The 25,183-nt window shown below is 51.8% G+C and carries 21 protein-coding genes and 1 other RNA gene; 11 read left to right on the plus strand and 11 right to left on the minus strand.

The window, feature by feature from the left end; translation table 11 throughout:
* Positions 1-5 precede the first annotated feature (5 nt).
* The 5 genes from fadB to P2G53_RS12395 form a co-directional block, all read right to left on the minus strand.
* Positions 6-2,153, minus strand: coding sequence for a fatty acid oxidation complex subunit alpha FadB (gene fadB / locus P2G53_RS12375; protein ID WP_275817730.1), 2,148 nt, complete (start codon positions 2,151-2,153; stop codon positions 6-8).
* Between the two features lie 169 nt (positions 2,154-2,322).
* Complete coding sequence (locus P2G53_RS12380) at positions 2,323-3,090, minus strand: SDR family NAD(P)-dependent oxidoreductase (RefSeq protein ID WP_275817690.1); 768 nt, start codon at positions 3,088-3,090, stop codon at positions 2,323-2,325.
* A complete protein-coding gene (locus P2G53_RS12385; RefSeq protein ID WP_275817692.1) occupies positions 3,087-3,656 on the minus strand; it encodes a DUF3833 domain-containing protein in 570 nt (189 codons plus the stop codon). Before P2G53_RS12385 ends, P2G53_RS12380 begins: the two co-directional genes overlap by 4 nt.
* Positions 3,653-4,159: a chalcone isomerase family protein gene (locus P2G53_RS12390; RefSeq protein WP_275817694.1), complete on the minus strand. Its 507-nt coding sequence runs from the start codon at positions 4,157-4,159 to the stop codon at positions 3,653-3,655. Before P2G53_RS12390 ends, P2G53_RS12385 begins: the two co-directional genes overlap by 4 nt.
* Complete coding sequence (locus P2G53_RS12395) at positions 4,140-4,652, minus strand: DUF2878 domain-containing protein (protein ID WP_275817696.1); 513 nt, start codon at positions 4,650-4,652, stop codon at positions 4,140-4,142. The genes P2G53_RS12390 and P2G53_RS12395 overlap by 20 nt, the downstream gene beginning before the upstream one ends.
* A 313-nt stretch (positions 4,653-4,965) precedes the next feature.
* Between P2G53_RS12395 and P2G53_RS12400 the strand changes: the two genes are divergently transcribed.
* From P2G53_RS12400 to P2G53_RS12420, 5 genes are all read left to right on the plus strand, one after another.
* The gene (locus P2G53_RS12400; RefSeq protein ID WP_275817698.1) at positions 4,966-6,078 is read left to right on the plus strand and encodes a polyamine ABC transporter substrate-binding protein; all 1,113 of its coding nucleotides are present in this window, start codon (positions 4,966-4,968) and stop codon (positions 6,076-6,078) included.
* A gap of 85 nt (positions 6,079-6,163) precedes the next feature.
* Positions 6,164-7,258 carry an ABC transporter ATP-binding protein gene (locus tag P2G53_RS12405; protein ID WP_275817700.1) on the plus strand — a complete coding sequence of 365 codons (1,095 nt, stop codon included), beginning with the start codon at positions 6,164-6,166 and terminating at the stop codon, positions 7,256-7,258.
* An 8-nt stretch (positions 7,259-7,266) separates the two neighbouring features.
* A complete protein-coding gene (locus P2G53_RS12410; RefSeq protein WP_275817702.1) occupies positions 7,267-8,187 on the plus strand; it encodes an ABC transporter permease subunit in 921 nt (306 codons plus the stop codon).
* Entirely contained in the window at positions 8,184-8,996 is an 813-nt protein-coding gene (locus tag P2G53_RS12415; RefSeq protein ID WP_275817704.1) for an ABC transporter permease subunit, read from the plus strand. The genes P2G53_RS12410 and P2G53_RS12415 overlap by 4 nt, the downstream gene beginning before the upstream one ends.
* Before the next feature lie 667 nt (positions 8,997-9,663).
* Entirely contained in the window at positions 9,664-10,773 is a 1,110-nt protein-coding gene (locus tag P2G53_RS12420) for a type I restriction endonuclease (RefSeq protein WP_275817706.1), read from the plus strand.
* Positions 10,774-10,886: 113 nt separating this feature from the next.
* On the opposite strand, the gene P2G53_RS12425 is transcribed toward P2G53_RS12420, so the two are convergent.
* Both P2G53_RS12425 and ffs read right to left on the minus strand, forming a co-directional pair.
* A complete protein-coding gene (locus P2G53_RS12425; RefSeq protein WP_275817708.1) occupies positions 10,887-11,846 on the minus strand; it encodes a site-specific integrase in 960 nt (319 codons plus the stop codon).
* Between the two features lie 453 nt (positions 11,847-12,299).
* Positions 12,300-12,396, minus strand: an RNA gene (gene ffs, locus P2G53_RS12430) — signal recognition particle sRNA small type.
* Positions 12,397-12,607: 211 nt separating this feature from the next.
* Here ffs and P2G53_RS12435 point away from each other — a divergent pair.
* Positions 12,608-13,162: a cytochrome b gene (locus P2G53_RS12435; protein WP_275817710.1), complete on the plus strand. Its 555-nt coding sequence runs from the start codon at positions 12,608-12,610 to the stop codon at positions 13,160-13,162.
* An 18-nt stretch (positions 13,163-13,180) separates the two neighbouring features.
* On the plus strand, positions 13,181-13,756 hold the full coding sequence (locus P2G53_RS12440) for a YceI family protein (protein ID WP_275817712.1): 576 nt from the start codon (positions 13,181-13,183) through the stop codon (positions 13,754-13,756).
* A 54-nt stretch (positions 13,757-13,810) separates the two neighbouring features.
* On the opposite strand, the gene P2G53_RS12445 is transcribed toward P2G53_RS12440, so the two are convergent.
* Together P2G53_RS12445 and rapA are read right to left on the minus strand one after the other, a co-directional pair.
* The gene (locus tag P2G53_RS12445; protein WP_275817714.1) at positions 13,811-15,385 is read right to left on the minus strand and encodes a methyl-accepting chemotaxis protein; all 1,575 of its coding nucleotides are present in this window, start codon (positions 15,383-15,385) and stop codon (positions 13,811-13,813) included.
* Positions 15,386-15,449: 64 nt separating this feature from the next.
* Entirely contained in the window at positions 15,450-18,308 is a 2,859-nt protein-coding gene (gene rapA, locus P2G53_RS12450; RefSeq protein ID WP_275817716.1) for an RNA polymerase-associated protein RapA, read from the minus strand.
* Between the two features lie 255 nt (positions 18,309-18,563).
* On the opposite strand from rapA, the gene P2G53_RS12455 reads away from it, so the two are divergent.
* From P2G53_RS12455 to P2G53_RS12465, 3 genes are all read left to right on the plus strand, one after another.
* Positions 18,564-19,160 carry an NlpC/P60 family protein gene (locus P2G53_RS12455; protein WP_275817718.1) on the plus strand — a complete coding sequence of 199 codons (597 nt, stop codon included), beginning with the start codon at positions 18,564-18,566 and terminating at the stop codon, positions 19,158-19,160.
* Positions 19,161-19,200: 40 nt separating this feature from the next.
* On the plus strand, positions 19,201-19,941 hold the full coding sequence (locus P2G53_RS12460; protein WP_275817720.1) for a dienelactone hydrolase family protein: 741 nt from the start codon (positions 19,201-19,203) through the stop codon (positions 19,939-19,941).
* A gap of 68 nt (positions 19,942-20,009) precedes the next feature.
* The gene (locus tag P2G53_RS12465) at positions 20,010-21,641 is read left to right on the plus strand and encodes a GGDEF domain-containing protein (RefSeq protein ID WP_275817722.1); all 1,632 of its coding nucleotides are present in this window, start codon (positions 20,010-20,012) and stop codon (positions 21,639-21,641) included.
* 2 nt (positions 21,642-21,643) lie between these two features.
* Here P2G53_RS12465 and P2G53_RS12470 read toward each other — a convergent pair whose 3' ends face one another.
* Together P2G53_RS12470 and P2G53_RS12475 are read right to left on the minus strand one after the other, a co-directional pair.
* Positions 21,644-22,297, minus strand: a complete 654-nt coding sequence (locus P2G53_RS12470) for a transglutaminase-like cysteine peptidase (protein ID WP_275817724.1) — start codon at positions 22,295-22,297, stop codon at positions 21,644-21,646.
* A gap of 11 nt (positions 22,298-22,308) precedes the next feature.
* Positions 22,309-24,222 (minus strand): LapD/MoxY N-terminal periplasmic domain-containing protein, encoded by a 1,914-nt coding sequence (locus tag P2G53_RS12475; RefSeq protein WP_275817726.1) that lies wholly within the window; start codon positions 24,220-24,222, stop codon positions 22,309-22,311.
* A gap of 438 nt (positions 24,223-24,660) precedes the next feature.
* Here P2G53_RS12475 and P2G53_RS12480 point away from each other — a divergent pair, with 438 nt between their 5' ends.
* Entirely contained in the window at positions 24,661-25,065 is a 405-nt protein-coding gene (locus P2G53_RS12480) for a hypothetical protein (RefSeq protein ID WP_275817728.1), read from the plus strand.
* The last annotated feature ends 118 nt before the right edge of the window (positions 25,066-25,183 follow it).

Raw genomic sequence — 25,183 nt, forward strand, 5'->3', positions numbered from 1 at the left:
TACCCTCAGCGGAAATAGTGTTTGCCCTGTGCGGCCATTGTCTGCATGGTGTCAGTCGGCTGGTACAAGGGTCCCAGCGTTGAATACTTCGCAGCGATGTCGCAAAAAGCCTGCAGACCCATCTGATCCAGATAATGCAGCGGTCCACCCCGAAACGGCGGATAACCAATACCCAGAATCAACGCCATATCGGCCTCGGCCGGATGGCTGACAATACCCTCTTCCAGACACCGCGCAGTTTCAATACACAGGGGGATCATCATCCGCTCGATAATCATCTCATCACTGATCTCTGCGTCCTTAGAGATCAGGTCTGCCAGTAACGGGGGCAGGCTTTCATCCAGCTGTTTTTGCGGCCGTCCTTTGCGATCAAGTGCGTATCGGTAAAAACCCAGACCATTTTTCTGACCCAGCCGGTTCAGACTGAACATGCGATCAATCACATTTTCTTCGGTGTGTGCCATCCGCTGCGGATAACCGGCGGACATCACCCGATCAGCATGGTGCGCGGTATCAATGCCCACCACGTCCAGCAGATAGGCGGGCCCCATCGGCCAGCCATAGGCCTCCATCACCCGGTCGATGCGGGCAAAGTCACAACCGTCTGCAATCAGGCCAACAAAACCGCAAAAGTAGGGAAACAAAATACGATTCACTAAAAAACCGGGGCAGTCATTCACCACAATCGGTGTTTTTCCCATCTTCAGTGCATAAGCGACGGTCTGCGCGACGGTTTGATCTGAGGTCTGCTTGCCACGGATCACCTCTACCAGAGGCATTTTGTGCACAGGATTGAAGAAGTGCATACCACAGAAGTTTTCCGGGCGTTGTAAAACACTGGCCAGATCAGTGATGGAGATGGTGGACGTGTTAGAGGTCAGCACCGCCTCTTTCGACAGATGAGTTTCAACCTCAGCTAACACCGCTTTTTTAATTTTGGGGTGTTCAACCACCGCTTCAACGGCAAGATCCACCGCTGCAAAATCGCCATAACTGAGGGTTGGGCTGATCGAATTCAGCACATCGCTCATCTGCGCCACAGAGGTTTTGCCAGCTTCAACCCGTTTTTGCAGCAGTTTTCCGGCTTCATCCAGCCCCTGCTTAATGGCTTCTGGTCGGATATCCTTCATCAGAATCGGCACCCCCCGGCTGGCAGACTGGTAGGCAATACCGCCCCCCATAATCCCGGCACCCAGCACGGCTGCCTGTCCGACCGGCTGAGCTTTGCGCTCATAGGCCCGGGCGACTTTTTTTATGTGATGATCCTTCATAAACAGGCTCACCAACGCCGTACAGGTATCGCTTTTTGCCACCTTGGCAAACCCTTTGGCCTCTACGGCCTGTGCCTGATCGCGACTTAACCCCGCTTGGGCCTGAATGGTCTTTAATGCCGCCATTGGTGCTGGATAGTGCGGCCCCGCTTTCGCCGCAATCAGCCCTTTAGCGGTTTCAAAGGCCATCATCTGCTCCATCTGGCTGAGCTTAATCGGTTCAGTTTTTTCCCGTCGGCGTGCCTGATAATCAAATTCACCCGCCATGCAGGCATGCAGCAATTCAAGTGCCGCGGCTCTGACCTGTTCGGTAGGCACCACCGCATCCACAGCTCCATCGTTAAGAGCAGCGGCCGCTTTTTTCTCTGCTCCGGTGCCGATCCACTCCAGTGCGTTATCCACCCCGATCAAACGGGGCAGCCTCACCGTTCCGCCCCAGCCCGGATACAGCCCCAACTTGGTTTCAGGTAACCCCACTTTCGCCTGCTCACCCAGCACCCGGTAGTCCGCAGCCAGACACAGCTCAAAACCGCCCCCAAGGCAGAGACCATTGATGGCTGCGACAGTTGGACAGGGCAAGTACTCAAGGGCATTAAAGACCGGATGCATATTCATCAGGGCAGAGACAATGGTCTCTTCAGGCAGGGCAAACACGCCGAGAAATTCGGTGATATCGGCACCGACCACAAAACTCTCTTTGGCGCTGGAAATGAGCAGACCGTGCAGGGTTTCCAATTGTTCCAGTGCAGTAATGGCCTGGCGAATCTCCTCTAGTGTGGCCTGATCAATGGTATTGACCGGCGCCTCCTTATGATCAATCACCAGATCATAGATCCCTTCCCCAATCGCTTTGAGGTGTATCGCCTGCCCGTCAAATAACATCATGTGCGTATCCATCCTGTGCAGTGGGTTGACGCAGTTTTCTAAACTAAATACTAGTTGGCGATGGCCATTCAACAATGACAAAAAACAGCGAGATCACTGACAGATACTGTCAGTGATCTTTTTGATTGAGGCTGATACAGCGGATTGACGGGGATTACAGACGAAATCAGTCGGTCACAATCATGCGCCCAATCAGGGCGAAATAGAGACGGTAGGGCAACAGGCGCAGGCACTTCAGGACATAGGTAAAACGTTTTGGAAAGGTGATCTCAAACTGTGAACTGAGCAGTCCCTTGAGAATGCGACCGGCGGCCACATCAGGCTCCAACAGACAGGGCATTTCAAAACTGTTCAGGTCAGTCAGTGGCGTGCGCACAAAACCGGGATTGATCAACTGCAGTTTGATACCGCTATCGGCCAGATCCAGCCTTAACGCTTCACACAGATTAATCAGCGCCGCCTTGCTGGCACCATAGATTGAAGCCGTCGGCAAGCCGCGATAACCAGCAACGGATGCCATCACGGCAATCTGCCCGGCACCGTTGCTGAGCATCTGTTGCAGCGCCGGTTCCAGACAATTCACTGTGCCCTGCAGATTCACCTGCCACAGTTTTGCACAGGCTTCAGCGCTGAACGCTTCAGCAGATACCGGTTTATGGGTACCTGCATTGAGCACAACCAGATCCGGCAATGCTAACTGTTCCCGCCAATGCTCCCAGAGCGCATTAATCTGCTCTTGCTGCGTAATATCGACTGGCTGGGGAATAATAGCGCCGCTACAGTGAGCACAGTCTTGCTGCAGAGACTCAAGTTCAGACTGAGTTCGGGCGCTGGCATAAACGGTTATCCCCTCTTCTGCCAGACGCTGTGCTAACGCCCGGCCAATGCCACGGCCAGCGCCGGTGATCCAGCAATATTTCCATGGCAGATTCATGCTGAACTCCCATTTAGGTGACAACCGTCGGTCAGTTCACGGTGGGGCTGGTCTGAAATTTTTCGGATAAAGAGTGTGATCTCCCCAACCTTGAAACCAAATTTGTACATGCCGGTGCGGTTGATCAGATACTCCTGATCCAGCAGATACATCCAGTCATCCAGTGTCAGTACCCAGACTTTGCCCTCTACCGGCACCTCCAGCTGATAGTTCCAGTGCAGGGCATTACCGGCGACCTGTCCCTGAGCTGTGCCGACCACATCACCGGCACGCCCGGTGTACTGATTTCCCTTGCGGTCTAATTGCCAGCATCGGGCCTGTTCTTCACCGTCGGCAAACAGGAACTGCTCATCCAGTACCCCCTGATCTCCCTGCCAGTGCCCCAACAGATCAGCCTTAAAACGTCGGACCACCTTGCCCGATCCATCCTGCACAATACCATGAGCTTCCAGATGACCACTGAAAAACTCACTCAGCACCAGTGCCGGTTCGGTTCCGTTGTATTCCTCAATATTGCTGGCGCAACCCGACAGCAGCACCACTAAAAACGCAACACAAGCTTTCATCGGTTCTGCCCCCTTAACTGACTGGCCAGTTCAGGATACTCACTCTCATTGGCTAACCAGATTTTAACGAAGGCTTCAGCAAAACCGGGATCTGACACCACACCCAGCCAGCGTTGGTTGTAATAGAAATGCCCTTCACCGGATGGCGTGATTTCAAACGCCAGCTGATCACCCTTTTTAATATCCGGCCAGAGGTTAAGCAGCTGCGGCAACCACTGCTCCCGTTGGGTTTGTGTTGAAAACGGCTGCATCTGCTTGTCGGTTTCAGTCACCAGATCCTTGCCTTTAAAATCCCGCAGGTAGTTCACCTGGAGCAGCAGCGGCGCGGAAAAACCGGCAAACACACCTTCCGGGGCATGCAGTGCCGCATTGTAAATATCAAACCAGAGCACCTCTAACTTCGCCCGACCCACTTCAGGCCAGTCGGGTGGGACACGCTCAGATGCGTGCGCAACGCCGACAAAAGCGAGCAGCAGACAGGTATTAATACACCTTGCAAACATAGGGTTGCTCCAGTAACTGACTGATAAAAACTAAGCATGGAAACAGGAGCGACCAGATCAGGGCCAGCAGCAGGAACACCTGCCAGATGGGTAATCCCAACTCCACAGCACCCAGACCTGCCGCTCCGATATAGGTTAATGCTGCAGAGAAACCACCAAGCAGTGCTGCAAGCCAGTAATGACCTCTGAACCAGACCAGTCCCTGACGTAAGGTTGCACAGAAGGCAAACCACAGCGCAATCAACCAGAGTGGCAGAATCAAACCCGACTCCGGAAAAACAAATACCCCCGCCACAGTCAGTGAGGCATCAACCGCAATGCCACACAGAGCACAGACCAGGATCACCGCCAATTCTGAGAGCCGGTTGGGATGGAAGACCAGATGCAGGATCAGGATCAGCACCACCCACGGTAGCGCCGTATTGCCCAGCAACACAGACAACCACCAGATCAACTGAAAACCCGCCAGATTGAGCCAGATATTTTTCGACATCACAGAGCACTCCTCTGCACTGATACGGCAGAGCGCAGTGCTCAGATCATCAATCAAAAATTGCCTCTGTACTGATCAGTCCCCTCAAAATTTCAATGATTTAAAATCAATTGATTAGACTAAACCTTATACGCCCTGAGTCTTCCACCTTTCACTCCGGAGACTCATAAATCTAGTGCTAAAAATTGTGCCGTTTTTTTGCGACTGCACCATCTATCTTTTTTTTAAAAAATCGCGCATATTCGCCTCGATTGCCGGGGTTTCCGGCAGGCAAAAGAGGTCGAACTTAATCACTTACTTTGAGGGCTGTTAGATGAACGGTCAAAAAGGGTTTCTGGCTTTAGTGCAAAAACAACTGGCGACAATGATCGCTGCTCTGACGCTGTCTGCCGGGGCATCCGCAGACGAACTGCATATCTACAACTGGTCCGACTATATTGCCGAAGATACCATCGCCAATTTCCAGGCTGAAACCGGTATCAAGGTCAGTTATGACGTGTACGACTCAAACGAAGTGCTTGAGGCCAAACTGCTCGCCGGTCGCTCTGGTTATGACCTGGTGTTCCCTACCGCCCGTCCCTTTGGTGACCGCCATATCAAGGCTGGCATCTATCAGAAGCTGGATAAAAGCCAGCTGAGCAATTATGGCAATCTGGATACGGGTATCCTTGCCTCTCTGAGCGATATCGATACCGACAACGCCTATTTAGTACCCTACATGTGGGGCACCACCGGCATTGGCTTTAACGTCAAAAAGATCACCGAACTGTTAGGCGAAATGCCCAAGGACACCTGGAAGCTGCTGTTCGATCCCGAGACAGTTGCAAAACTCAGCGGTTGTGGCGTTTCTCTGATGGATGACCCGACCGAAGTGCTGGTGGCCGCCCGTGCTTATCTGGGTAAAGATACGGCTGATTTCAGTTCCGCTGCTATCAAAGAAGCCGCCGATGTTATCGCTGCAGTACGCAGCAACATCAAGTACTTCCATAGCTCCCAGTACATCAACGACCTGGCCAACGGTGACACCTGCGTCGCCCATGGTTATTCCGGTGATATTCTGCAGGCCCGCGACCGCGCTGCTGAAGCCGGTAATGGCGTCGAAATCGCCTATGTGGTTCCCTCTGAAGGTGCAGTGGTCTGGACCGACGTGATGGCCATCCCTGCCGATGCGGGTAACGTGTCACAAGCCCTGCGCTTTATCGATTATCTGATGCGTCCGGAAGTGATCGCTGCCGCCACCAACTATGTCGCTTACGCCAACGCCAATACCAAGGCTTCTGCACTGGTTGACCCGTCCATCGCCAGCGATCCCGGTATCTACCCGCCGGCCAGCACCCGTGAAAAACTGATCGTGCTGAAAACACCGACGGATAAACAGTCACGCGAGATGAACCGGGCCTGGACCAAACTGAAGACAGGTAAATAATCCTCTCTTCCCGGGCCGCATCTAGCGGCCCGCGTATTTAAGCCCCGCATCCCTTTTTTGGTGTCTGACAGTTTGGAATGTGCGAATGACAGTTGAAACGCCCATTGTGCAATTACAACAGGTCTCAAAACACTACGGCGGCGTTCACGCTGTAGATGACATCAGCCTGGACATTCATCACGGTGAATTTTTTTCGCTGCTGGGCGCCTCCGGCTGTGGCAAGACCACCCTGCTGCGGATGTTGGCGGGCTTTGAAACGCCTACAAAAGGACGCATTCTGATTGATGGGCAGGATATGACGGCGGTGCCCGCCTACGACCGTCCCGTCAATATGATGTTCCAGTCCTATGCGCTGTTTCCGCATATGTGTGTGGCAGACAACATTGCGTACGGTCTCAAACGCGAAGGCATGAACAAGCAGCAACAGGTCGAGCGAGTCCGCGAGATGATGGCGCTGGTAAAAATTGAACAGTATGCGCAGCGTAAACCGCATCAGCTTTCCGGCGGACAACGCCAGCGGGTTGCGCTGGCGCGCGCACTGGCCAGACAACCCAAAATTCTGCTGCTGGATGAACCTCTGGGTGCGCTGGATAAAAAACTGCGAGAAGAAACCCAGTTTGAACTGGTGAATCTGCAGGCACGGCTGAAAACCACCTTTATCGTCGTGACCCACGATCAGGAAGAAGCGATGACCATGTCATCCCGTATCGCCCTGATCAACGCTGGCCGTATCGAACAGCTGGACACCCCGCGCCGTATCTATGAATTTCCGGCCACCCGTTATGCGGCCGGTTTTATCGGCTTAGCCAACCTGTTAACTGCGCGTGTAGTAAGTCAGCAGGATGACATTGTCACGCTCTACAGCGACCAGCTGGGCTGCGAATTTAATGTCAGTCATGGCCAACCTCTGGCGACCGATGCTGAAGTCAGCATTATTATCCGCCCGGAGAAAATTCAGGTCACACAGCGCAGCGACAACGCAGTAAATCAGCTTAAGGGCATCATCAAAGAGATTGCCTACCTGGGTGATGTATCGATTTATTACGCGGAAATTGCACCGGGTATCCGCATTAAATTTACCCAGAGCAATGTGCAGCCGCTGGCTGAACAACCCATCAGCTGGGATCAGGAAGTGACACTGACCTGGTCTGCGTATAGCTGCGGAATTCTCAGCCAATGAACGGTGTGATGAAGCGACTGACACGTCTCGCTACAACCGCGCGTCAGTATGTACCTGCGTTAATCGCAGCCATTCCGATGATCTGGTTACTGCTGTTGTTTGTGTTGCCACTGCTATTTGTGGTCAAGATGAGTCTGTCCGAAGCACGGCTGGGACTGCCGCCCTATTATGATCTGATTCGCAGTATCGAAGACGGCATCGTCACCATACAAATCAATTTCAGCAATTACATGATCCTTGCACAGGACTCCCTGTATGTGAGTGCCCTGCTCGGCTCGCTGAAAATCGCAACCGTATCGACGCTGCTCTGTATTCTGATTGGCTATCCCATGGCCTACGCAATCGCCAACGCACCCAGACACTGGCGCACGCCTCTGCTCATGCTGGTGATCCTGCCATTCTGGACCTCGTTTCTGATTCGCGCTTATGCGTGGATCGGCATCCTGAAGAACAATGGCCTGCTGAATAATATGTTGATGTCGATCGGTGTCATCGATGAACCGCTGAATATTCTCTACACCCAGTGGGCGGTTTTCATCGGCGATACCTATACCTATTTGCCATTTTTCATTCTGCCGCTCTATGCCAGCCTGCTAAAGCTCGATCACAGTCTGCTGGAAGCCGCAGCGGATCTGGGTGCAAAACCGATCACCCAGTTCTTTACCGTCACCCTGCCGCAAACCACCCCCGGCATCATTGCCGGTTCCATGCTGGTTTTTATTCCGACCATGGGCGAATTTATTATCCCGGACCTGCTCGGTGGCCCGGACGTGCTTATGCTCGGCAAAATGATGTGGATCGAATTTTTTAACAACAAAGACTGGCCGGTCGCATCGGCCCTGACGGTTGTGCTTCTGGTTGCCCTGATTATTCCCTTCGTGCTGATGCAAAACTATGAGCAGCTTGATCACGGAGACAACGACAGATGAAAAACTCCCGACTGCTGCAAATAATCATTCTCGTGCTGGGCTTTGGGTTTTTATATCTGCCGATCATCAGCCTGATTGTCTATTCGTTTAACGAAAGCCGCTTGGTCACTGTCTGGGGTGGTTTCAGCACCAAATGGTACGGTGAGTTACTCAATAACTCGCAACTGCTGGATGCCGCCTGGCTCAGCATCAAAATCGGTATCATCAACGCCACCATTGCGGTGATTCTCGGCACCCTGGCTGCAATCGTTCTGGTACGTTACAAACGTTCCAAAATGCGCAGTTCTCTGGACATCATGGTAGCCGCACCACTGGTGATGCCCGATGTCATTATTGGCCTGTCCATCCTGTTATTGTTTGTTTCGCTCGAAAACATGCTGGGCTGGCCACAACGGGGGCAGCTCACCGTAATACTGGCGCACACCACCTTCTCCATGGCCTATGTCACCGTTGTGGTGCGCAGCCGCCTAATCAGCATGGACCGCTCACTCGAAGAAGCCGCCATGGATCTCGGAGCAAAACCGTTACTGGTATTCCTGACTGTGACCCTGCCCATCATCGCCCCTTCGCTGGCTGCGGGCTGGTTGCTGTCCTTTACCCTGTCGATGGACGATCTGGTGATTGCCAGCTTCGTATCCGGCCCCGGCGCCACCACCCTGCCGATGGTGGTCTACTCCAGCGTACGGTTGGGAGTAAGCCCACAGATCAACGCACTGGCCAGCATTATCATTTTCGTGGTCAGTATTGCCGTGCTTGTCGCCGGTCTGATGATGCATAAACAGGAAAAACGGCTGGCAGCTGGTGGCTAAGTAATCAGAGGGGGACGTTTTATTAAAGCGACAAAATCCCCCTCTCAATGAACAGATACATGATCAGTCATTCAGCCCCGAAGACATACGCTCAACCAGTTCATGACTTCTTGGCGACAGCAGTCGCTGTCATGCCTGGGCTTTTTCAGTCTTAACTGATACCTCTTTAAAACCCTTATTGAGCACCTGCGCTTGAAGTACTGATTATTACTTTCGCGTCGACAAACGGCAGTATGCGAAGGAGATCATGGTCCTATCCCTGTGTCTCAAATAGATCTTAAATATCGATACTGCGTTGTCTCACATAAACCCAGATAACCTTTATGAGACGTTCTTTGAGCGTTTCTTTAGGGTACACCCCAATAAGACATTATTCTGAGACTGTAAGAGACGCTGGGTGTGGCCGATGTGTTTGCATTGGTGCGGTGTGAAATCGGCGCTAAGAATGAGAAAGAAGGGTATTCGACGACAATTTAATCTAAGTCCGCATGGGGTACGGGGGGGGGAATTTCAGGACAGTCGACAATCTAAAGCTATTACGAATTTTTCTGAAATTTTTTAAGCAAATTGACTGATGCTAATCAAGGGTATTTACTTGAGTTAATGGATTTCAAACTAACCAGTTGGTTATAAACAAAACTCTTGCCTGTTGTTAAGGGAGTAACTCATGGAACTAAGTAGTTCTTTGGCGAATCTTGCCAAAAAAATCCAAACTCATGGATCAAGCCTTATAACTGAAGAAGCCACTAAAACGGCACTTGTCTTACCCTTCCTGAGTAATGTCCTTGGCTATGATGTCTTCGATCCTAATGAAGTGATTCCTGAATATACAGCCGACACTGGAACCAAAAAAGGTGAAAAGGTTGACTATGCGATCGTCAAAAACGGAGTCATTCAAATACTGGTTGAGTGTAAGAAGTACGGTGAAGCCCTAAATCTAAAGCATGCCTCCCAGTTATACCGTTACTTCTCTGTAACCAATGCCCGAATCGCCATCTTAACCAATGGTTCTGATTACAAGTTTTACACAGACCTAGACGCTCCAAACCGAATGGATGAAAAGCCATTTCTTGAGCTTTCACTTGAAGACATCGATGAGCATGTGTTGCCAGAAATCGAGAAGCTAACCAAGTCTGCTTTCGACGTTGATTCAATAATCAGTGCAGCTGGTGAACTGAAGTACCTCAGTCAGATCAAGAAGGTAGTCGCTTCTCAAATGAAAGAACCCGAGGATGAATTTGTTAAGTTCATTGCATCCAGAGTTTATGAAGGCGGCATCATAACGGCCAAAGTCAAAGAGCAATTTTACAGCTTGTCTAAAAAAGCTTTCGCACAGTACATCAATGACAAAGTTAATGAGAGACTTAAGTCAGCTTTGGACAGCTCAACCGATGTACCAAACGGTAACTCTTACTCGGCTGACCTCAGTGCTAAAACTACTGATATAGTCATTCCGGAAGATGCCGTTCACTTTGACTCAGAAAAGAACGTTGTAACAACTCAGGATGAACTTGACGGTTACAACGTCATTAAGGCGATCCTCCGAGAAGTTGTTGACGTTAAACGAGTGATACACAGGGACACTCAGAGTTACTTTGGTGTTTTGCTGGATGACAACAATAGGAAGCCTTTATGTCGTCTGCACTTCAACCGCAACCAGAAGTACATCGGTTTATTCGACGCAGAGAAAAAAGAAACCAGACACCCTATTGAATCGCTTGATGATATTTTTGAGCATGCTTCTCATTTGAAGAAAACTCTTGCTTACTACGAGTGATCAGACATTTCTCGGATCGGTGGGTATACAACCCCCGATCCTAAACTGCCACTAGGTACAACCAGTAAAACTGACAATCACTGCTTGTGATCAGAAAATCGCATCAACCCCTATTACGGCCACAACGAATCAAATCTCAGTCTCTCGACTACCTCAACCAACTTCTCCGGTTCATAGTCCTTCCCATATCGACCAAAGGTCACACCACCGGTCGAATGACCCAGTAACGCCCCAACAAGGCTTTCAGTCACACCAAGCTGCTTAAGGTGATCTGCTACTGTATGCCTGAAGCTGTGGAAGTCCTTCTTCTCGTCCCCTCCTTTCAAACCCAGCTTGTCCCTTACCCCAGCAAACCACCGTGATGGAATATGTCCGTACCCGTTCCTTTTGTGTAGGCTCAACTCTGGGAACAATCGTTCAGCACCAAGACTTCTCTGCTTCTCGACGAACTCGAGGAAACCGGCCTCAAAAAGCTTGGTGTGAATCGGGATGATACGCTCTGAACTGGTGTTCTTAAGCTTCTGGTCTGACTTCAAGGCTCGTATATGCAGGCAGTGGATACCATTGATCACCGCGACATCATCAAGGTAGAGCTGACACAACTCATTCAGCCTCGCACCAGTGTACAGACCCAATAACGGCAACCACTCTCGGTAAGGCTTTCGGTCATCCTGTTTTGCGGACTTTATGCCCTCAAATAGCTTCTTCAGCTCTTCATTGGTGTATCTGGCCCGTTGCTCACTAACTTTGCCTCTGAGATTGATTTTCAGGCCTTCTAGCGGGTTTTTCTGACAGTACTCTTCCCTCACTGCATGGGTGAATACAGTGGTCAGGTTCTTCACGTAATTATTGAAGGTGGTGGGACTGATCGTGTCCTCAGCCCCATTGATCATCGAATCGATTGAACGCTTAGGAAGCTGCCCCATACGTGGAGGCAACTGCAGGGCAACCTCTTTGAACTTCCTAGCATCTTCACGGCTGTATTGGTCAATCGGTTTATCACCAAGGATACGAAGCATTAACTCACAGACTGACTGCTTGTCTGCAATGGTCTTGGCACTCACCTTCTCCATTTCCTGCTCCTGAAGGTAACGCTTCACCACCACTGAGAACTTAGGTTTATCACTGCGTTTGACGCTAGGAACTGAGGCAGGGTCAGAGGGGACTCGTTGTCGATTTTTAGGCTGCTCAGGTTGACGCTCCCAACTCAACGATGAGGCATCTACACGTTTTCCACACTCTGCCAACTTGAAGAGTTCACAAACCTGACTCAGGATAGAAGAGCACCTTATGATGGCTTCACGTCTGCACTTAGTTTTGAGTGAGCGACGTATGAAGGCGCTGGGAAAGCTTTGGGTCAGCTCCAGAGGAACACGGATACGGAAGTAAAAGACGTTGTGCCGGGAAGTTTCAAGGTAAGCAGTTGGTCGGGCCATGTGTCTCACTTTGTGTCGCACTTAGCGAAAGCGAGGCAATAAACTCAGCAAAAACCTTAATTATCAACTACTTGGAAAGACTGGGGGTGACTCCACCAGCCACATTCCGGCACATGAGTCGATCGCTGTGGCTGCTCCCTTCCGGGCCTGACCAGGTTCACGATGTATCATTGCGGAAGGACCGGCAGAGCCACCATAACGTGGCTGGAACGGTGTCCAACACACTGCCTGAAGTACGCTGACTCAAGGCAGGGGCGCAGTATAACAGCACTCAAAACGGATGCAAATCGATCTGGAAACAATTCAGGAAACAGCGCTTTGTAAAGATCAGTAAAGCATGCTGCAACGCCAAAATGAGTGTGTTTATATCTCGTTATCACGTTGATGGAAAAGCGTTTATGTCAGACCGAATACCCCTGCTCAATACACCTGAACGTTATGGTAGCCTGAACATTGCCCTGCACTGGATGATGGCACTGGGGGTGATCATTCTCTATCCATTAGGGCTCTATATCGAAGCACTGGATTACTATGATCCGCAGTACCTGACAGTACCCCAGTGGCATAAAACCCTGGGGGTTGTGATTGCCTTACTTCTGCTCACACGCCTGCTCCTGAGAACATTTACCCTGTCGCCAACACCGATCAGTCGATCCCCATTAGAGCGAATGCTGGCTGTGGTGGTACACCTCACGCTCTATCTGCTGCTGATTGTGACTGTAATCAGCGGTTATTTGATTGTGACCGCAGAAGGCAAACCGCTTGTGCTGCTTTGGGAGATCTCTATTCCGGCGCTGCCCGTACAAATCGACGATATGGAAGAGTATGCAGATGAGGTGCACTTTATCACTGCCACACTGATTCTGACTCTGGCGGGCCTGCATATGCTGGCCGCCCTGAAACATCATTTTATTGACCGGGATAACACCCTGAAACGCATGTTAGGAAAGTAACAAGGGAGAAATAGATTTATGCGTCATTTTTTAACCGCCACCAGCCTGGCCGTTTTGCTTGCCACCGCGCCTCTGGCACATGCAGAGGAGTACCTGATTGATACCCAGGGTGCCCATGCGTCTATTCAGTTTCGTATCAGTCATCTGGGCACCAGTTGGTTACTGGGCCGCTTCAATACCTTCTCCGGCACTTTTTCCTATGATGCAGCCGAGCCTGAAAAAGCAGCGGTTAAAGTCGATATTGATGTGACTTCTATCGACTCAAATCATGCCGAGCGTGATAAACACCTGCGCGGCGAGAAATACCTGAACACTGACAAATACCCGGATGCCTCTTTTGTCAGCAGCAGTTTTATCCCCAATGCTGAGGGTGGCGGCATTATGAAAGGCACCCTGACCCTTTATGGCACCAGCAAAGAGATTGAAATTGCGGTCAGCAAGGTCGGTGAAGGGGCTGATCCCTGGGGTGGTTACCGGGCCGGTTTCAGTGGCACCACTGAGATCAAACCCAAAGATTTTGGCATGACTTTCAACCTTGGCCCCGCAGCAGAAACCGTTTATATGACGCTGAACATCGAAGGCATCCGCCAGTAAACAAAAAAGGCCCCGACAGGTGCAGCTGCCGGGGCCTTTCCACGTCACTTCATCTTAAAGCTTAAATCGGGCCACCAACTGGTTGAGATCATGGATCTCCTGGCGGATCTGTTCAGTTGCCGTCACGACGTGCTGGGTATCCGCTTTGGTTTGACGGGCCACATCAGAGATGTTGACCACACGGCCGTCAATCTCATGTGCCACACTGCTCTGCTCTTCAGTGGCGGTAGAGATCATAGTATTCATCGAGGAGATAGTTTCAGCGGAACTGATAATATGCTGAAGTGAGTCGGCAGCGGTCTGCGCCAGTTCACTGCTGCGAATCGCAATTTCAGTGCTGACTGACATCGCCTGCACTGCGCCTTCAGCCTGTTTCTGCAGACGTTCGATAATGCCCTGAATCTCCTGCGTGGATTGCTGAGTCCGCTGGGACAGGGTTCTCACCTCATCAGCCACCACCGCAAAACCACGGCCATGGTCACCGGCACGGGCAGCTTCAATTGCCGCGTTGAGCGCCAAGAGGTTAGTCTGCTCAGCAATGCCATTGATCACCGAGGTCACATTACCCACCGCCAGCGTTTCCTCTTCCAATGCCTGAATGATCCGCGCGGTATCCTGCAGTTTTTCAACCATCTGCTGTGCCTGTACTTCGGCTTCGCTGACAATTTTGCCACTGGACTTGGCGTGTTTATTGGCTTCACCAGCAGAACGTTCTGCAGATACCGCGTTCGAGGCAACTTCCTGCACGGTAGAACTCATTTCGTTCATCGCAGTAGCGACCTGCTCAATGTCCTGATACTGGATGTTCACGCCGCGCTCAGCTTCACCCATCGCCCGCACGACACTCTGCACATGACGTTCGGTATTCTCCGCCACGCGCTGTACCTGCTGCAGCAGCTTGCCGATATGCTCCAGCATCAGGTTGTAGGCCTGATACATCTCGCCAATTTCATTGTCGGTATGAGTGATGTTAAAACGGTGAGAAAAATCCCCCTCACCTACTTCCGTCATGCGCAGCTGCATCCGGCGGATATTATGCATCAGGGTATTCACACTGCCTTTGTAGGAAAGGACAATCAGCAACAGGGTTGCAACCGTGCAAATCATGGCAAAAATCAACTGGTTCTGAGAACGCTCTTTTGCGGCCTCGGTCAGCATCACCACGCCCTGATTCATGGTTTTGAGCACCACAGGGGATTGCTGAGTGAGGGCTACCAGATCAGCATGACTGCCACTGTTAACATAGTTTTCGACCGACTGACGGTATTCCTGCCACAGCGCCCATACCTGATCCAGTTGAGCCAGCACTTTGCTATTGGTGATCGCGTGCATGCCGGTTGCAGGGTCACCATTGATCAACTTCTGATGGCTTTCCTCAAACAATGCCAGAGTTTTCTGGAGCACGGCCTGTTGTTCAACGCCGGCACTGACCTGCAGTGCTTCTTTAGCCACCTTTTGACTCAGCATACGCTGTCGACCCGCCATATTGATGCTCTGCGGGTCCACCGCCAGGCTCATATAAAGCGAAATACCCGACAACACCGAAAACAGAAAGATCAGGCCGTAGACCAGCGTGAATTGACGTTTGGCAGTTTTGCAGCCCAGCAAACGCATTAGTTGATCAAACATGATGCCTCATCCTCCCCAAACTCGGCGACACATGAAATATGTAGCATAGACACGAATGCGATAATCAGTCATGGGTAACAACGGCGATACGGATGGTATCCATCTCCAGACTGGCACTCTGCAGCGCGTGCAATACATGCTGTTTGAGGTCGGCCAAATCCTGAATTTCTTGATCGCGAATATTCGGATTCACCCTGGCTAACTGCTGTAGACGCTCAATCTCGGTATCCAGCTCATGGGTCGCTTTATCACAGGCGGCCTGAATCCATTCAGCTTGTTGTGGCTCAACCCAGCTCTCCAGTTTATCTGCCAGAGTCTGTATCTCGCTGCGGGTATGGGTGATCAGTTTCAGCCCCAGGGTTTTGCCCACCGGTTTGCCCAGTGTCTGGAAATGCTGCTGGGTAATGACCTGCGTCAGATCGTTTCCATTGCTGTCAATCACCCGGCGTAGCGTCGCGGCTGGCAGATAACGCTGCAGCTGCAGCCCTTTTCTGGCGGGCAGGTGCAACCGGAACAGGGCCTCTACCAGCAGACTACCCTCTTTCAATGGCAACAGCTTCATGGTGCAAAGGGTGGCGTTACCGTAGCCACCCTGCAGCATCATATCCATCGCTCCGGTGACCATCGGGTGCTCTACTGTGACGTACTGCAGATCTTCACGGGACAAGGCTTCATTGCGCTGAAAGGTAATGGTCGTGCCTTCCTCAGGGACACCGGGAAAACTGTGGCACAGCATATGATCACCGGGGTGCAGTACCAGACCATGATTGCCGTAGCTGTCCTGTTCGACCCCGAAATGATCGAAGATCCGACTCATATAACCCGCCAGCCGGGATGGCTGCGATGCACTTTCTACCGCCTCAAGCACTTCAGCGGCCTTAACACTGTCGCAGGCATTCAGTTCCAGCAGTTTATCGCGCCCCTGCTGCATCACGGCTTTCAGTTCAGCGTGCGCCTGCTGAACATCATGCAACAGTTGCTCAGCCAGCTCGGTGTTTTTAGGTGACTGCATCGCCTGCTGCAGCGGTTCTGCAAACCGTTGCAGCAGCACCTGGCCATCCGGACAGACCCGTTCAAAGGCGTTCAATCCCTGGTGATACCAGTTAAACAACACCTCCTGGGCACTGCGTTCATAATAAGGCACATGAATAATGACATCGTCCCGCTGACCAATACGGTCAAGGCGCCCAATGCGCTGCTCCAACAGATCCGGATTCAGCGGCAGATCGAACATCACCAGATGATGGGCGAATTGGAAGTTGCGGCCCTCACTGCCAATCTCTGAACACAACAGGATCTGTGCACCCTGATCGGTTTCGGCAAAATAGGCCGCCGCTCTGTCCCGCTCCAGCAGACTCATGCCTTCATGAAACAGCGCAGTGCGCACACCCTGATAGAGACGTAACTGTTTTTCCAGTGCCATGGCGGTATCAGCATAAGCACAGATCAGCAACACCTTTTCAGTACGGTGTACCTGCAACCATTTCACCAGCCAGTCAGCTCGGGCATCCTGAGCCACCCAGCCTTCACCGAACAGGCTTTCCGGGTGCAGCGCCTGATCGGTACCGGCCGTTTCCAGATGGTGCTGATAATCATGAGGTACTGGCAGAGGGTGGGCCTTCAGCACCCGATTCGGGAAGCCATGCACGGCATCACGGGTATTACGAAACAGCACCCGACCGGTGCCGTGCTGATCCAGCAGCAGTTTCACACACTGCTGCACCTCCGTTTGCAGGCGCTCAGCATCCTCAACAGACTGTTGCAGCTGGCTCAGTCGTGACTCGCCCAGACGTTCAGCCAACGCCTGTGCAAACACCGGATCCTGCAACGAAGCCCGACAGGACTCTGGTTCCAGTAACCGCTCAATTAACTGGCTGACCGCCCCATACTGCTGTTCCTCCTGCAGGAACTGATTCAGATCGTGGTAACGCTGAGGGTCCAGTAGGCGCAAACGTGAAAAGTGTGCCGCGACACCCAGTTGTTCCGGCGTCGCCGTGAGCAGCAATAGACCCGCAATCTGTTCTGCCAGCTGCTCAATGCAGAGGTAAGCATGACTTGCGCCCTCCTCACTCCAGCCCAGATGATGCGCTTCATCCACCACCAGCAGATCCCAGCCCGCCGCCTGTGCCTGCGCCAGCAGATCATCATTACGAGTCAGTAAGGACAACGGCACAATGACCCGTTGTTCATTGGCAAACGGATTGCCGGTTTCAGCTTCGCAGCGGGCTTCATCCATCAGGCTGAAACGCAGGTTAAACCGGCGCAGCATCTCTACCAGCCACTGAAATACCAGACTATCGGGCACGACAATCAACACCCGGCTGGCCAGACCAGCGATCAGTTGCTGATGGATAATCAGGCCAGCCTCTATGGTTTTACCCAGCCCCACCTCATCGGCCAGCAAGACTCGGGGGGCAATACGCCGACCCACTTCATGGGCGATATAAAACTGGTGCGGCAAACCCTGTACACGCGGGCCAATCAGACCATAGGCAGCGGATTGCTGGTGTTCAAACAGTAACTCCAGGGTTTCCAGTCGCAGTTCATAGTGACGGGGTTTATCAATCTGGCCGGCGAACAGCCGCTCATAGGGCTTACTGAAGTGCACCTGGCTTTCCAGCGTGCACTCGTGCATGACCAGAATGTCACCCTGAGCATCTTCCCCGCGGTAAATCACGCAGTCAGACACCCACTCATGTTCCAGAACTTTAATTGTCAGGCCGTCATGATCGGTAATCTGATCACCTATCGGGTAGACAATACGGCTTAGCGGGGCGTTTTTTTCAGCATAGATTCGCTGCGCCTCAATGGCAGGGAAAAATACCTCAATCCGCCGGTCAGCAATCTCAGTCACAATACCCAGGCCGAGTTCGGCTTCTGCATGACTGAACCAACGTTGACCAACAGCAAATTTTTCTTTCATTTACAAAACTCTATGACTAGAAATGCCCCGATGGACAGGGGTGACAAATGGCGAGCGGATGATAGGCGATGCCTCTGTGGAATGCCAATTAAGCCGGTCGGTTTTTCGACCTCACTTCCCTTATACCGTTCTTTATAGTAACTGTAGTGTGCAATGTCATGGTTCTCGGGACAATCAGTGTCAAATCAGCTGTTTAATCATCCATCTGGCCTTATCAGGCAATTTTCTCTCAGAGGATTGCTGGTTCTGTTGTGCTTGATCACCGGAGGCTGCGGGCTGACCCGGCCAACACCACCGGAAATTGTTGATGAAAGTATTCACCAGCAGGATGCCGACAACCTGAGCATTGAACCGGCACAGCAGATAGCGCCCAGCCCCGTTCAGCATGAGGAAACTCGGGATGTACCGGATGTGTACGCCGGTCTTCTGGCACATTTCAATGAATGGCAGGGAGTGCCCTATCGGCTTGGCGGACTCAGTAAAAAAGGGATCGACTGCTCCGGCTTTACCCAACTGACCTTTGCCAGACTGTTTGATCTGAGTCTGCCACGCACCACCGACGCCCAGGTTAACACCGGACAGGAAATCCAGCGCAAGAAACTGATGACCGGTGATCTGGTATTTTTCAAAACCGGCTGGCAACGTCAGAAACATGTAGGTATCTACCTGCAGGATCAGGTGTTTTTACATGCCTCCACCAGCCGTGGTGTAATGCTCAGCCGCATGGACAACCCTTACTGGCAAAAGCATTTCTGGAAAGCCGTAAGACCCTTCACGGAACTGCAACTGGCTGCTCAGGCGGCTCCGGATCAGCACAACCCGCCTGAGAGCCAGCTATCCGGCGAGCTTTGATCAACTATACTGCTTCAACACCCTCAGCCAGGACGTATTTATGCGTATTGTTCATCTCGCCATTTCCCTTTTATTCAGTCCCACCCTGCTTGCCCAGACCGTGGATTACACCGTGGATGATGCCCCGTATGAAGGCTACTACCTGACCGCGGGTCCAGAGGCGCCTCTGGTTTTACTGTTACATGACTGGGATGGTCTGACCGATTATGAAATACGCCGCGCTCAGATGCTGAATAATCTGGGCTTCAGTGTGTTTGCGGCCGACCTGTTCGGCAAAGGTGTGCGTCCCACCGAAGTGAAAGACCGACGTCAGCACACTGGGGAGCTCTATCAGGACCGGGCTAAAATGCGCCGCCTGATGTTGGCTGCGCTGGATAAGGCCGGTTCAATGGGGGCCAATCTGTCCAATGCGGTGGGAATGGGATACTGCTTTGGCGGTGCAGCGGTGCTGGAGCTGGCCCGTTCGGGGGCGCAGCTCAAAGGGTTTGCCAGTTTTCATGGCGGTCTGGATACGCCGGAAGGCCAAAACTACCAGAACACTCAGGGCTCAATCATCATTTTTCATGGTACCGCTGACAGTAATATCTCAATGCAATCATTTGCGAATTTGGCCGATGCTCTGGAGCAACACCATGTTCCCCACGAGATGATCACCTACAGTGGAGCACCTCATGCGTTCACCGTATTTGAAACGCCACGCTACCGGGCGGATGCTGATATGAAATCATGGCAGCGATTCACCGACTATTTGCAGAATTTAACTAAAAGTACAGTTCAATAGCCTACGTAAATTAAGGGTTTTGTGGTGTAATTACACTTTCCCTAATTTATGGCAGCAGATCCGTTTTAATGGCCCTGACAAAGATGGTTTTCGCCTATTTTTCAAAATTGTTTCTGCACCGCTATTTCCTGATCAGCTGGGTGCTCCTGACCAGCGCCCTGTTGATAGCCAACTTCTACATCTATCAGCGTGAACTGCAGGAAGTTGACCATCTTGCCGCCGCTGAGTCCCGGCTGATTATCCGTAATGTCAGTGTCGCGCTGGGCAAACGGATGCGCTGGCCAGCCAAGGATGTGCAGTTTCTGGGTAACCACCTGACCGACATCTATCAGCAAAAGCAGGCCGTGGGCACTCGCCAGCAGATGATTGAAGAGTTGTTCCTGCGCCTGTTGCAATCCAGAGCCGGGCTTTATACCCAGATCAGCCTGATTAACCCGGATGGACAGGAACAGGTTCGTGCCGAGTTCCGGGCCGGTCAGTCAGCCATCGTCCCCGCTTCCGCGCTGGAAAACCGAGCCAACCAATATTATGTCCAGGAAGGTTTGAGACTGCAGCCGCATGAACTGTTTCTCTCTGGCTTTGATCTGGATGCAGAATTCGGTGATCTGATACGCCCCTACCAGCCCAGCGTACGTTTCGTGGCCCGGCTAAATGGCGCACAGAATGATCTCCTTGGCCTGGTGGTGATCCATTATGACGGCCGCGATCTGTTTCAGCGCATTGAAAGTTTTGGCACCAACAATATCTGGCTGACCACACAGGACGGCGGCTGGCTCAAAGGCCCTGATCCTGCCCGGGAATGGCGTTTCCTTTTCCCGGAGTCTGAAAAAGCGTCAATGCCTCAGGACTATCCGGGGCTGTGGCAAAAAATGTCAGAAAGTCGAAGTGAAACCCCTCAGCACTTACCGCAGGGACTGCTGACCAGCACCCGGTTTAATCCTCTGGAACGAATTGCCAGCGACACCCTGCCCCTGCGCAGTGAATTCAGTCACTGGTATGTTGCGCGGTTCCTGCCTGAGAGTGAACTGAAGGCGAAGCATCTGCCACTGCAGGAGCATATGACCCGCATTCTCGCCCTAACGCTGGTGACCTCAACGCTGGCAGCACTGTACATTGGCTTACTCTGGCAACAGCGACGGCTTGCCACAGTCGAGCTGAAGAAGAAAAACGATACCCTGGCGTTGCTCAACCAGCATCTGGAAGCGCTGGCCAGTACGGACCACCTGACCCAGATTGCTAACCGTCAGGCATTGGAGCAGGAGCTGAAACGCAATATTGGGCTGGCAAACCGCTATCAGCGACCGTTCTCAGTCATTCTGGTTGATGTTGACCGCTTTAAACTGATCAACGATACCCAGGGGCATGCCACCGGCGATACTGTTTTACAGGACATTGCAAACATGCTGCAGGATTCCACCCGTCTGATGGACACCGTGGGGCGCTGGGGTGGCGAGGAGTTTCTGATCATTGTGCCGGAGGCAACCCTGAACGAAGCCGTGCATCTGGCAGAGAAACTGCGTGCGCTGATTGAATCGCATGAGTTTATCCACCATTTCCCGGTTACCGCCAGTTTTGGAGTGACTCAGTACGTGACCCAGGAACGGGAAACAACCCTGCTTGCCCGGGCCGATGACCTGCTTTACCAGGCTAAAGAAGGCGGACGCAACCGGGTTTTACCGGAACTGGAGCAAGACAGCTGAGATTATTTAGCCATCCGGTTTTGCAGATCCTGCCACATCTTCAGGCGACTTGAGCCGCCGACTCGCTGACCGGTACCACGGCCTTTTGCCAGCCAGAGTCCATCACCGTTAAAACTGTAGACCGGCACCAGATCGCGGCGCTGATTGGCCGGTAACAGATCAGGATTGAGGTTATCCAGTACCAGCGGGATCTCATCCTCCACCGGATAGTAGGTTAAAACCATGTGGGCCTGATTCCAGTTCAGCGCCTTGACGTAGGTGATCCTGAGTTTGTTATCAGGAATGCCCAGCTCACGAAGGGTGAAATATTTGGCGATGGCGTAATCTTCACAGTCACCGCCAAAGGTGGTGAGTTTTTCAAACGGCGTCGCCCAGTAATCCTCCACACCCCAGTGCTGCAGGTCGGTGTAGTACGGCACCAGATTGAAAAAATCATTAACCTCACGCACCTTATCCAGATCGGTCAGATCACGTTTTTCACGCACCAGAGTTTCCAGTGCCTTCAGGCGTAATACGGCAGTCTGGCCAAACTTCTGCTCGACCCGATACAGCAAACCTTCACTGAAGTTCACCAGATTGCCTGCATACAACTGAGGAGCAGCCAGTGCCAACACCAGCCACAGCATGCATCGTAAGCGCTGGCCCAATCGGAGCATCCGCTCTACCCTCACCGGCTCGCCGCAGTGATACCGATTTCCTTGACGGTCTGATAATCAGCGTCAGTTTCAACAGCTTCGGCAATGATCTGGATATTGAGCAGTTCACCCAACTCTTTCAGCGCTTCTACCCAGCTGCGTTTTTCAGGGTCACTGCTGATCTGCTCAGTATACGCCCGCGCCAGACGGATATAATCGAGACGGTATTCCTTGATCGCATCCAGCGAGATAAAGCGGCTTTCAAAGCGTTTGAGAATCACCTGACTGCCACAGCGGTGGGCAAAATCAATAAACGATGCAAAGGCTTTCAGATCTTTGGTGGCAGCATAAGCAGTGATACTGAACACCAGATGTCTGGCAATATCTGAGTTATCCTGCAGCAACTTATACAGCTCAGCACGGAAATTGTTATTGGTGAGCGTGGTAAAGGAGAGGTTGATCGCCACTTTATGGCTGACATTTCGGCTACGCACCTGTTCCATCACCTTGCGCACCACAAACATATCAAAGGTGACAATCTCACCCAGTGTTTCGGCCACTGACACAAAGGTGCCGATTGGCAGGGTCAGGCCGGACTCATCACGCACCGTTGACATCGCCTCTTCCAGAAGCAGTTCATCTGTACGCCCGTCAGCCAGGGAATAGGCCTTGGCAGCATACTCAATATCAATAGAACCTTCCTTGATCACCCGGCTGACCAGTGCCTTCCACTGGTCCAGATCCCGCGCGTTACCACTGTCCTGATTAATGGCAAAGCTGTTAGCACCGATCAACAGGGCTTTTTCATAGGCTTCGGTAGCCGCGGCTACCATGGCGGCTGTGGTACCGTGTGGATCAAACGCCACACCACCCATGTGTGCCACTTCCGGTTTGTTATAGCGGGTACCCAACTGCTCCATCTTGGCCAGCACCTTCTGACACAGAGCTTCAGCCGCCGCCTGGTCTGCACAATCGGCGATCAGTACAAACTCGGCCCCGACAATACGGTAGAGACACTCAGCATTGTGGCCGGTTTCTGCTACGCCCTGACGCAGGGTTTCAACAAACTCACGAATAAAGCCGTCTACCTGAGCTGCGGTATGCGTACTCGCAAAGCCGCCAAGATCTGCAATACGAATCAGGAAAATGTAACCTTTACCTTTACTGATAAACCGCTCTTTCATCTCGGTTTCAAAGGTGGTGCGGGTTTCCAGTCCGGTCAGTTCATCCACTCGCAACCGTTTACCGGTTTCCTCCAGTCGACTGTTGAGGTTACTGATAACCTTTTCCAGTTTGCCTGACATCAGGTTCATGGAAACGGCCACATTGCGGATCTCTGTGGTCCAGGGCAGGTTATCAATGGTTTCAAATTTGCCTTCGGCAATATTGCGCGCCAGCTTATTGATACGAGACAGCGGACTCAGCACCCAACGCAGCATCAGCACCAGCAGCAATACAGATACAGCAAACGCGATAGCCGAATAGGTCAGACTGCGCTTGGCCTGCTCCCAGAGTTTCAGGTAACCAAAACCGGGATGGATAGTGACATAAATCTTGCCACCCGGAATCCAACCCGCATCAATCTCAGATTCAGCGGTGGCGGTTTTCATTGGCAGCAGACTGGTAAACCATTCAGGCACCTCTGCAAAAGACTTCGGATTGGTTTTGCGCACCAGCTCTTTGCCTTTACGGTTTTCCAGCAGAATCTCGTGGTAGTAACCACGGTCAAAGATGGTATTGACCATGGTTTCAAGAATGGGGTCATTCTCTTCAAGAATGTAGGGACTCAGAGAAAGCCCCATGGAGGTCGCGGTATCCTGCGCGTGAATCTCTGACTCTACCTGCAGATACTCCCGGATATTGTTGATACTGGTGATGAAGTTGACCGCAAAAATGGCCAGAAAAATCATCGAAATCAGTAGCAGGAGCTGTTTCGACAGGGTCATCAGAGTGTGCCTCCGCAAATGAACGTTGAATCCGGCGCGCCTGAGGCCTGCCGGTTTGCCCTAGCGTAGATGAAACCTGACGAAACTGTCCAGCGTGACATCGGCCAAAGCGTTGCACAGCTAGCGCCCCCGACAAAAATAATGAAAACAGATAGATGGTTGCTGGCTGGCGGCCCCAGGCAGACAGACTCACCTGCGGATAAGCACTGGGATTTTTCTGAACCTGTATACAGTCTATTCAGACAGGCGGGAGGTGGTTGCTTATTTTCTCCATTGAGTGTGCCTATTTTTTACTGGCAACACCCATGGAATTGTTCCAATATCAATATCTTATGGAAAAGTCGCTGCGTGATACAGCGAACGGCAGCGCAGAAATATGCGCATGCTCAATATTACAATGTTAGCTGCATAAGTTAATCACCGTACAAATTTGAAGATATGAAAGAAAAAATTGAAGTTGTTGAAAAATTTCTGATCGTTATCACCTTGATTGCAGGCATCGTAGCGAGCGCCTACAAAGGGATTGAGTATATATCTGCGAAGTCAGCCGTCGTTACCGCTAAAGCTGCGCAAGAGCAAGAGACAGCAAACGCTCAGCAGCTATTGACCAAAACTTACTCCGACCTGCTAACCAAACTTGATACTGACCTACGAGAAATAGACAAAAAATTAGGCGAAGAGATATTTGAAGGCACTGTGGGCTGGGATAAATTAGTAATCATCCGAGCCGAGAAGGTAAAAGATAGAAACCAGCTTTTGTCCATACTTGGTGAACAGGTGGTAAATCTTAAGAGTTCTAACCAGTCGGCAGCAGCTAACAAGGCAAGCAACCCGACGCTGTAGTTCCCCCGCTTTAGTGGACATCTCGATCTAACAGAATCGAGGTGGAAAATGCCAGCGTACAAGAATCAGAAGAAGACACGACAATACACAACTGAATTCAAGGCCCAAGCTGTTAAGC

The sequence above is a fragment of the Neptuniibacter sp. CAU 1671 genome, from assembly GCF_029222905.1.
Lineage (GTDB): Bacteria > Pseudomonadota > Gammaproteobacteria > Pseudomonadales > Balneatricaceae > Neptuniibacter.